At 73.8% G+C, this 301-nt stretch carries 1 protein-coding gene; it reads left to right on the top strand.

Annotated elements, in window-relative coordinates; all coding sequences use genetic code 11:
- Window positions 1-301 (top strand): LysR substrate-binding domain-containing protein (locus tag ACLBXP_RS25725; protein ID WP_447670641.1); only part of this gene is annotated, 301 nt, incomplete at both ends.

Raw genomic sequence — 301 nt, 5'->3', positions numbered from 1 at the left:
GTGATCAGCCTGTCGAGCCCGCAGCAGGCCCGGGTGGTGGCCCGCCGCCTCACCGACTACCGCCTGCATGTCCACGCCGCGCCGGCCTACCTCGCCGGGGCGCCCCCGATCCGCACCGTCGCCGACCTGCGCGCGCACCCGTTCGTGGGCTACATCGAGGACATGCTGTTCGCCAAGGAGCTCAACTACCTCAACGTGGTCGGGCCGGAGGTGGCCGCGCGCCTGCGCAGCACGAACCCCCTCGCCCAGGCCCACGCGACCCTGGCGGGGGCGGGCCTGTGCATCCTGCCGGCCTTCATCG

This window comes from Methylobacterium sp. A54F, assembly GCF_053346035.1.
Note: the sequence above shows the minus strand (reverse complement) of the source record. Positions and strands in the feature narration are given on the sequence as shown.